This is a genomic window from Streptomyces sp. URMC 126, from assembly GCF_051386555.1.
In the GTDB taxonomy this organism is placed as follows: domain Bacteria; phylum Actinomycetota; class Actinomycetes; order Streptomycetales; family Streptomycetaceae; genus Streptomyces.
Genome location: NZ_JBPQTX010000264.1, coordinates 1 through 9,891, shown reverse-complemented (window position 1 = coordinate 9,891; position 9,891 = coordinate 1). Strand labels below are relative to the sequence as shown.

1 protein-coding gene and 1 pseudogene are annotated in these 9,891 nt (G+C 76.1%); one reads left to right on the top strand and one right to left on the bottom strand.

Going from position 1 to position 9,891, the window contains the following annotated elements; translation table 11 throughout:
• Positions 1 to 125 precede the first annotated feature (125 nt).
• Positions 126 to 7,967: pseudogene (locus ACSNOK_RS25650) on the top strand (SDR family NAD(P)-dependent oxidoreductase); the annotation flags it as partial.
• Between the two features lie 67 nt (positions 7,968 to 8,034).
• On the opposite strand, the gene ctaD reads toward ACSNOK_RS25650, so the two are convergent.
• Entirely contained in the window at positions 8,035 to 9,738 is a 1,704-nt protein-coding gene (ctaD, locus tag ACSNOK_RS25645) for an aa3-type cytochrome oxidase subunit I (protein ID WP_436783136.1), read from the bottom strand.
• Positions 9,739 to 9,891 lie beyond the last annotated feature (153 nt).

The following is a 9,891-nucleotide window of genomic DNA, read 5'->3' as shown; positions in this document are numbered from 1 at the left end:
CGGGCGGGGCGAGCCGGAGTGGCGGGACGGGCGGGACAGGCCGGGCCGACGGGACAGGCGGAGCGAGCCAGGGTGACGGGCCGGGTGGCGCGGGGTCCCACGCCGGGGAAGCCGGCGCGGCCGGGCGCGCGGTCGCCGTCGTCGGGACCGCCTGCCGGCTTCCCGGCGGCCTCGCCGACCTCGACGGCTTGTGGAGAGCCCTGGTCGAAGGACGCGACCTGATCACCGAGGTACCGCCCGACCGCTTCGACGTCCCGCGCTTCGTCGACCCGGCGCGCCCCCGCCCGGGCCGCAGCTACACCGCGGCCGGCGGCTTCCTCCCGGACATCGCCTCCTTCGACGCCGACTTCTTCGGCATCGCGCCGAAGGAGGCCGCCCGGATGGACCCGCAGCAGCGGCTCCTGCTGGAGATGGCCGTCGAGGCCTGCGACGACGCCGGCATCGCCCCGGCCCGGCTGGCCGGCTCCGACACCGCCGTCGTCATGGGCATCTCGGACCACTCCTACGGCGCCCTGCAGATGCTCGCGAACGAGTCGGTCAACGCCTACACCATGTCCGGCGGCGCCTCCTCGATCGCCGCCAACCGCCTGTCGCACTTCCTCGACCTGCGCGGGCCCAGCACGGCGGTGGACACCGCCTGCTCCTCGTCCCTCGTCGCCGTGGCGCAGGCCTGCCGGCTTCTGCTGGACGGCACCAGCCGCACGGCCCTCGCGGGCGGCGTCAACCTGCTGCTGAGCCCGTTCCACTACGTCGGTTTCTCCCAGGCGTCCATGCTGTCGCCGAGCGGGCGCTGCCGGCCGTTCTCGGCCGCCGCCGACGGCTACGCGCGCGCCGAGGGCGGCGGTGTGGTGCTGCTCAAGCGGCTGGCCGACGCGCTCGCCGACGGGGACCGGGTGCACGCGGTCGTCGTGGACTCCGCGACCAACTGCGACGGCCGCACGGCCGGGCTCGCCCTCCCCAACCCGAAGGCGCAGGAAGCCCTGTTGCGGGAGCTGTACGCCCGGGCAGGGGTGCACCCGGACGACCTCGTCTACCTGGAGGCGCACGGGACGGGGACGCCGGTGGGCGATCCGGCCGAGTGCCTGGCCGTCGGCCGGGCCCTCGGTGTCCGCCGGACCCGCGGCGACCTGCCCATCGGCTCGGTGAAGTCCAACCTCGGCCACCTGGAGCCCGCCTCCGGCATGGCGGGCCTGTTCAAGGCGCTGCTGGTGCTGCGGCACGGCACCGTCCCGGCGACCCTGCACGCCTCGCCCCCGCACCCGGACATCGACTTCGCCGCGCTGCGGCTCGCCCCGGCCGTGGAACCCCGCGCCGTCGAGGTCGGCGCCCGGGCGGTGGCCGGCGTCAACTCGTTCGGCTTCGGCGGCGCCAACGCCCACGTCATCCTCGCCCCGCCACCCGAGCCCGCGCCCCGGCCCGAACCGGCGCCGGGCGTACGGCCGGTGCTGGTCTCCGCCCGGACCCCCGAGGCACTGGCGGACGCGGCGCGCGCCCTGGCCGAGCGCCTGCGCGACACCCGGCCGGAGGAGTTCCACGACCTCGCCCACACCGCGACCGTGCGCCGGGGCCGCCACCCCCACCGCGCCGTCGTCCTCGCCGAGGGGCCGGCCGAGGCGGCGGCCGGACTGCTGGAGGTCGCGGACGCCGGTTCCGACCCGGGCACGGGCCGTCCGGTGGACGGCGGGCGCGACGGGGATGGACGGGCGGAGGACGGCCCACGGACGGGCGACGCCGGGACGCGGGCCGGCGCGGCACCGTCGGCCGGTGGCGGGCGCGCTGCCGGTGGCGGGCGCGCCGACGACGACGCGGCCGACGGCCGGGACTCCGGTGACGCACGAGACGCGGCCGACGGCGGGGACTCCGGCGACGCACGAGACGCGACCGACGGGACGGACGCGACCGACGCGACCGACGCGGCCTCGGATCCGGCCCTACCCGAGGCGGCCGGGCCCCCCGCCGGGGGCGGCCTCGACGGCGAACGGCCCGCTGACCCCGTCCCGCCGGGCGAGACCGCCGGAGCCGGCGCCGCGCCGCACGGGCCGCCCCCGCCCGCGCCCCGGCCGCCGGTCCGCCGGCACGCCCCGCCCGTCGTCGCCACCGCCCGGGCCGTCGAACACGGCCGTGTCGTCTTCGCGTTCCCCGGCAACGGCTCCCAGTGGCCGGGGATGGCACGGGACGTGCTCCGGGAGGACGCCGACTTCCGCGCCGGCGTCGAGGCGGCGGACGCCGCGCTGGCGCCGCACCTGGGCTGGTCCGCGCTGGAGGCGCTGGCGGGCCCGGCCGACGAGGAGCGGGTCGCGGCCGTCGAGGTGGCGCAGCCGCTGCTCTTCGCCGTCCAGGTGGGCCTCGTCGAGGCGTTGCGCGGGCGGGGCGTGGTGCCCCGGGCCGTGGTCGGGCACAGCGTCGGCGAGATCGCCGCGGCCTGGGCGGCGGGCGCCCTGTCCCTGGAGGACGCCGCGCGGCTGGTCGCCGTCCGCGGGCGGGTCCAGGCCGGCACCGCGGGGAAGGGCAGGATGGCGGGTGTCGCCCTGCCGCCCGACGAGGCCGCCCGGGCCGCCGGGCCGTTCCCCGGCCTGGAGGTGGCCTGCCTCAACTCGGACCGGCATGTCACCGTCTCCGGCCCGGCCGACGCGATCGCCGCGTTCGTCCGGGCGCTCACCGAGGCGGGCACGCCCTGCGCGGACCTCGGCCTGGAACACGCCTTCCACAGCGCCGCGATGGACCCGGCCGAGGAGCCGCTGAAGTCCGCGCTGCACTGGCTCGTCCCCCGCCCGGCCCGGATCCCCTTGTACTCGACGGTGACCGGCGGACCCGTCGAGGGCACGGCACTGGACGCCGCGTACTGGTGGCGGAACATGCGCCGGCCCGTCCTGTTCGGGCCCGCCGTGCGCGAGCTGCGCGCGGACGGCTACGACGTGTTCCTCGACGTCGGACCCGAGCCGATCCTCGCCCCGCACCTCCGCCGCGCGGCGGCCGGCCGCCCGGTCGCCGTGATCCCCACCCTGTCCCGCGCCGCGACCCCGTCCCCGCTGCGCACCGCCGTGGCCCGCGCCATCGCCGCCGGTGCCGACGTCGACCCGGGCGCGTACTTCCCCGTCCCCGGGCGGGTGGTGGACCTGCCCGCCTACCCCTGGCGGCGGGAGCGGCACTGGAACGGCGGCCCGGACATGTGGACGGGCGGCCTGCCGCGGGACGGACACCCCCTGCTGGGCGAGCGCCTGCCGCTGCTCGCACCGGCCTGGCGGGGGCAGTTGGACCCGGTCCTCGTCCCCTGGCTGGCCGACCACCGGGTCGGCGGATCCGTCATCATGCCCGGCGTCGGCTACGTCGAGGCGGCCCTGGCCGCCGGCCGCCGGATCTGGGACGGGCCGACGGAAGTGGAGGCCATGGAACTGGTCCGGCCCCTGGTCGTGCCGTGGGACGACCCCGGCGGCGTGTGGACGGAGGTCACGCTCTCCCCGGACGACGGCATCCTCTCCGTGGCGAGCACCCGGGGCCGCCTCGGCTCCCCGCAGCGCCACGCCCGCGGCCGGATCCGCCCCCTGCTCCGCCGCCGCCCCGACCCGCTGGACGTCGCGGCGGCGCGCGGCCGCTGCGGGCGGACCGTGCCGGGCGAGGAGCACTACCGGACCCTCGCCGCGGTCGGCTTGGACTACGGGCCCGCCTTCCGCGCGCTCCGGGAACTCCACGTCGGCGACGGCGAGGTGCTCGCCCGCTACGAGCACCCGGCGCCGGAGGACGGGTACGCCGGGTACGAGGCCCACCCCTCGCTCACGGACGGTGCCCTCCAGGCGGGCCTGCCGCTGCTGGCGGAGGCGATGGCCGACGGCCGGCAGGGATTCCTGCCCTCGGCGTTCGACGCCGTCCGCGTCTGGAGCCGCCCCCCGGAGCGGGGGATGATGCACGTCCGCGAGCGGGGCCGCACCGCGAACGAGGTGTGCTGGGACACCGTCGTCACCGCCGAGGACGGGACGGTCGCCGCCGTCCTCGAGGGCTGCCGGCTCCGCCGCTTCGACCGGGCCGGCGAGGTACCGCCGGTCCGCTACCGGTGGCTGATGCGCGCGGCTCCCCACCCCGGCGTCCCGGCGGAGCCGAGCCCCCTGCCGAAGCCCTCCCGGCTCGTGGAGCGGGCCGCGAGCCGCTTCGGCGGCCTGCCGGCGAGGGTGTGGGAGAGCCGCCTGGCCGCGCTGCGGCGCCGGCTCGGCGGGGCCCTGGCCGCCGACACCGCGCGGGCCGTCGCCCGGCTCCTGCCCGATCCCGCCGGCCCGTTCGGCGTGGACGACCTCGTGGCCGCCGGCGTCCTCGCCCGCCACCGGCGGCTCGTCGCGTGGCGCCTCGCCTCGGCCGAGCGCCACGGCACCCTGACGGCCTGCCCGGAGCCCGGGCGGTGGCGGCTCGCCGAGCCCGTGCCGGACGCCGACGCGCGCTGGCGTCGGCTGATCGCGGACTTCCCCGCGCTGACGGCCGACATGGCGCTGTACATGGCCGTCACCCGTTTCGACGTCCTGTGCGACGAGGACGGCGTCGAGGGGCTGCTCTCCGCGAACGGCGGCGTCGAACGGCTGGAGCACTACTACGACATCGGCCCGGCCATGCGCGGCTACAACCGCGTCGCGCGGGCGCTGGTGGCGGAGGCGGCCGCCCGGTGGCCCGCCGACCGGCCGCTGCGAGTGCTGGAGATCGGCGGCGGCACCGGCGGGACCACCGCCGCCCTGCTGCCGGTCCTGCCCGCCGACCGGACCCGCTACCGCTTCACCGACCTCTCCCCGCTGGCCGTCTCCCGGGCGGAGAAGCGGTTCGCGTCCCGCCGGTTCGTCGAGTACGGCACCCTCGACCTCGACACGGACCCGGCCGCCCAGGGCTACCCCGACGGCACGTTCGACCTGGTGGTGGCCGCCAACGCGCTGCACGCCGCCAAGGACCTCGGCGCCGCCCTGGGCCGGGTCGCCCGTCTGCTGGCCCCCGGCGGTCAACTGCTCGCCCTGGAAGCACATGGCGAGGAGTTCGTCGTCCCGCTGTTCGGCACCCTGGACAGCGCCTGGTCCTTCACCGGCCACGACCCCCGCCGGGACGCGCTGCTGGTGCCCGCCGACCGGTGGCCGGAACTGCTGCGCGCCCAGGGGTTCACGGACGTCGTCCGCGCCGGCGGGCGGCCCCGCGGCGGGCCGCCCCCGAGCGGCTCGGTGTTCCTCGCCGCCGCCCCCGCGCGGCCCGTCCCCGCCGCGCCCCCGACGGCCGCCGACCCCGCGAGCACCTGGCTCGTCGCCGGAGAGCACCCCTCCGGAACGGACCTGCCGCGGGCCGTGGCCGACGCCCTCGCCGCCGCGGGCGCCCGGGTCGTCCACCACCCGGTGCCGAGCACGGACCCGGACGCCTGGCGCCGGGCCCTCGACGGGCGGCCGGCATCGGTCGTCCTGCTGCTCGACGACGACCCGGAAGGGCCCGACGCCCTGGTGGAGTCGACCGTCCGCCGGACGGCCGTGCTGCGCGCGCTCGCCACGGCCGTCCGGACCGCCGACGGCGAACCCGGGAACCGGCTGTGGCTGGTCACCCGCCCCAGCGGCGCGCTGCCCGCCCCCGAGCGGCCGCTGGTCCCGCACGACGCCGCCACCTGGGGCGTCGCCCGGACCCTCGCCAACGAACACCCCGAACTCGCCGTCACCCGGATCTCGGCGGAACGCACCGGCGACCCGGCACACGACGCCCGGCGGATCGTCGGGGAACTCCTCACCCCCACCGACGAGGACGAGATCGCCCTCACGGCCGGGGGCCGGTTCGTGCCCCGGGTGGAGGAGTGGACCGAGGCCCCGCACGGCACGGCCCCGGCGGCCGAGGTGCCCGCCTTCTCCCTGCGGGTACGGGACCCCGGGCTCGCCTACCGCCTCGCCTGGACCGAGACGGCGGTCCCCGAACCCGGGCCCGGCGAGGTCGTCGTCGCCGTACGGGCCGCCGGACTCAACTACCGCGACGTGATGCTCTCGGCCGGCCTGCTGCCCGCCGACCCCGCGCGGGGCGCGGCCGAGGCGCCCGGCCTGGAGTGCGCGGGAGTCGTCGCCGCGGTGGGGGAGGGGGTCACCTCGGTGGCCCCCGGCGACCGGGTCCACGCCCTGGCCCCCGATACGTTCTCCTCCCATGTGCGCACGGTCGAGCACGCCGTGGGAAAGCTGCCCCGGAGCATGTCCTTCGCCGAAGGCGCCACCCTCCCGGTCGCCTTCCTCACCGTCCACTACGGACTCGGGCACCTGGCCCGCCTCGCCCCCGGCGAGACCGTCCTGGTGCACGCCGCCGCAGGCGGCGTCGGCCTCGCCGCCCTCCAGTACGCGCGGCGGCGCGGCGCCCGGGTCATCGCCACCGCCGGCAACCCCTTCAAACGCGAACTGGTGCGCACGCTGGGCGTCGAGCACGTCCTCGACTCGCGCGACCCGTCCTTCGCCGAGCGGGTCAGGGAACTGACCGGGGGCCGCGGGGTGGACGTCGTCCTGAACTCGCTGGCCGGTGACGCGATCCCGCGCGGCCTGGAGGTCCTGGCCCCCGGCGGGCGCTTCGTCGAGCTCGGCAAGCGCGACATCCACGAGAACCGGCCGCTGCTCCTCCGCCCGTTCGCGGGGAACATCGCCTTCTTCGGCGTCGACCTGCTGCGGCTGCTCGCCGAACCGGAGCTGGCACGGCGGCAGTTCACGGAGGTCGCCGCGCTGATCCGGACGGGGCGGTACCGCCCGCTGCCGCACAGCGTGTACCCGGCGGCGCGGGCCGCCGAGGCGTTCGCCCTGCTCCAGCACTCGCGGCACATCGGCAAGGTCGTGGTCTCCCTCGACCTCGACGACGACCCGCTGACCGTGGAGCGGCGGCCGGCGCGCCCCGCCCTCGACCCGGCCGGCACCTACCTGGTCACCGGCGGTCTCGGCGGGTTCGGCGCGGCGACCGCCCGCCACCTGGCCGATCTGGGCGCCCGCCGGCTGGCCCTCGTCGGCCGCAGGGGCGCCGCCTCCCCCGAGGCGCCCGCGCTGCTCGCCGACCTCGCGGCGCGCGGCGTCACCGCCCGGGCCCACGCGGTGGACGTCACCGACGAGGCCGCCGTGCGCGCGCTCGTGGAGGAGGCCGACCGGGAGGGGCATCCGCTGCGCGGCGTCGTCCACGCCGCCATGCACCTCGACGACGCGCTGCTGACCGAGCTGACGGACGAGCGCGTCCGGTCCGTCCTCGCGGCGAAACTGGGCGGGACCGCCGTCCTGGACGCCGTCACCCGGGATCGCGACCTGGACCTGTTCCTCGTCCACTCGTCCCTCGCCTCCGTCATCGGCACTCCGGGCCAGGCGCCCTACGCGGGCGGCAACCTGGCCATGGAGGCCGTCGTGCGGAGGCGGCGGTGCGAGGGGCGCGCCGGGCTGGCGATGCTCTGGGGCGCCCTCGGCGAGACCGGTTACGTCGTGCGCAACGGCCTCCAGCCCCTGCTGACGGGGGCCGGCCTGGAACCCGTCCCCCTCCGGGAGGCGTTCGCCGCGGCCGACGACGCCCTCGCCGACGGCGCGGAGCGCGTCGGTCTCGGCCGGGTCAACTGGGCCGTGACCCGCCGGCTGCTGCCCGCGGCGCCGCCGCCGCGGCTGTTCGAGCTGCTGCCCACCCTGCTGGACAAGGACGCCAAGGCCCACGACGACCTGCTCGCCCTGCTCACCGGGATGCCACCGGAGGACGCCCTGGCGTACCTCGCCGACTCGGTCGCCGAAATGCTCGCGGGCGTCCTCCAGCTGCCCGACGGCCGGATCGACCACGACCGCAGGCTGGACGAGTACGGCCTGGACTCCCTGATGGGCACCGAACTGCTGGTGGGCCTGCGCCGCCAGTACGACGTCGACATCCCGCCCATGGAGATCCTGCGCAGCAACGGGACCGTCGCCGACATCGCCCGTATCGTCCACGCCCGGCTGGGACTGTCCGGCGCGTCGTCCGGAGGGCCGCCCGGGGCCTGACGTCCGGGCGCGCGCGAGGGCCCGGGGACGCGTCCTCCCGCGTCCCCGGGCCCCGGCCGTCAGCCCGTCAGCCCGTCGGCGTCACCTCCCGCTCGCGCTCCGCCACCGTCCGCGCGTCACCCGACTCCAGGCCCGGGCGGTGCAGGTCGAGGGCCGGGGACTCGGAACGGATCTTCGGCAGGGACGGGAAGTTGTGCCGCGGCGGCGGGCAGGAAGTCGCCCACTCCAGGGAACGGCCCCAGCCCCACGGGTCGTCGACCTCGACCTTCTTGCCGTACTTGGCGGTCTTCCAGATGTTGTAGAAGAACGGCAGGAACGACAGTCCGAGGAGGAAGGAGCCGATGGTCGACAGGGTGTTGAGCGCCGTCCAGCCGTCCGCCGCCAGGTAGTCGGCGTACCGGCGGGGCATGCCCTCCGCGCCCAGCCAGTGCTGGACCAGGAACGTCAGGTGGAAGCCCACCGTGAGCGTCCAGAACGTGACCTTGCCGAGCCGCTCGTCCAGCATCTTGCCGGTGAACTTCGGCCACCAGAAGTGGAACCCGGCGAACATCGCGTACACGACCGTGCCGAAGAGCGTGTAGTGGAAGTGGGCCACGACGAAGTACGAGTCCGAGACGTGGAAGTCGAGCGGCGGGGCGGCCAGCAGCACACCCGTCAGACCGCCGAAGACGAAGGTCACCAGGAAGCCGGTGGCCCACAGCATCGGCGTCTCGAAGGACAGCGAGCCCTTCCACATGGTGCCGATCCAGTTGAAGAACTTCACCCCGGTCGGGACCGCGATCAGGAAGGTCATGAAGGAGAAGAACGGCAGCAGCACGCCGCCCGTGACGTACATGTGGTGCGCCCACACCGTCACCGAGAGACCGGCGATGGAGATGGTCGCCGCGATCAGACCCCAGTAACCGAACATCGGCTTGCGGGAGAAGACCGGTATGACCTCGGAGACGATGCCGAAGAACGGCAGCGCCAGCACGTACACCTCGGGGTGGCCGAAGAACCAGAACAGGTGCTGCCACAGCAGCGCCCCGCCGTTGGCCGCGTCGAAGATGTGCGAGCCGAACTTGCGGTCCATCTCCAGCGCGAACAGCGCCGCCGCCAGCACCGGGAACACCAGCAGGATCAGCAGGGCGGTCAGCAGGACGTTCCAGGTGAAGATCGGCATCCGGAACATCGTCATGCCGGGCGCCCGCATGCAGATGATGGTGGTGATGAAGTTGACGGCGCCCAGGATGCTGCCGAAGCCCGACAGCGCCACCCCCATGATCCACAGGTCGGCGCCGAGCCCGGGGGAGTGCTGCGCGTCGGACAGCGGGGTGTAGGCGAACCAGCCGAAGTCGGCGGCGCCCTGCGGGGTGAGGAAGCCGGCGGCGGCGATCAGCGAGCCGAAGAGGAACAGCCAGTACGACAGCATGTTCAGGCGCGGGAACGCCACGTCCGGCGCGCCGATCTGCAACGGCATGATCCAGTTGGCGAAGCCCGTGAACAGCGGCATCGCGAACAGCAGCAGCATGATCGAGCCGTGCATCGTGAACGCCTGGTTGAACTGCTCGTTCGACATGATCTGCGAGCCGGGGCGGGCCAGTTCGGCGCGCATCAGCAGCGCCAGCACCCCGCCGACGATGAAGAAGACGAAGGCGGAGACGAGGTAGAGCGTCCCGATCCGCTTGTGGTCGGTGGTCGTCAGCCACTCGACGGGTGAACTCCTCGGCCGGTAACCCGCGGTCGCCTCCCCCTTGGGGCGCTCCGTCAGGGGTTTCTCGCCGCTCCGCATCCCGACGCCGTCCACTGGCACACCTGCTCCGCATCTGCCGAAGTTCCTCGCGGACCGGGCGGGGTGCGCCGTGGGAGTCACGGGCCCGTCCGGCCTCGTTCATGATCGGCGGCGGCCGGGGGCCGGGGGGGCGGCGTCGCTGACGGTCGCGGC

What these genes read in the sequence shown, in the direction of transcription:
- ctaD (WP_436783136.1), bottom strand. Translation starts at nt 9,738, where the DNA reads ATGCGGAGCGGCGAGAAACCCCTGACGGAGCGCCCCAAGGGGGAGGCG.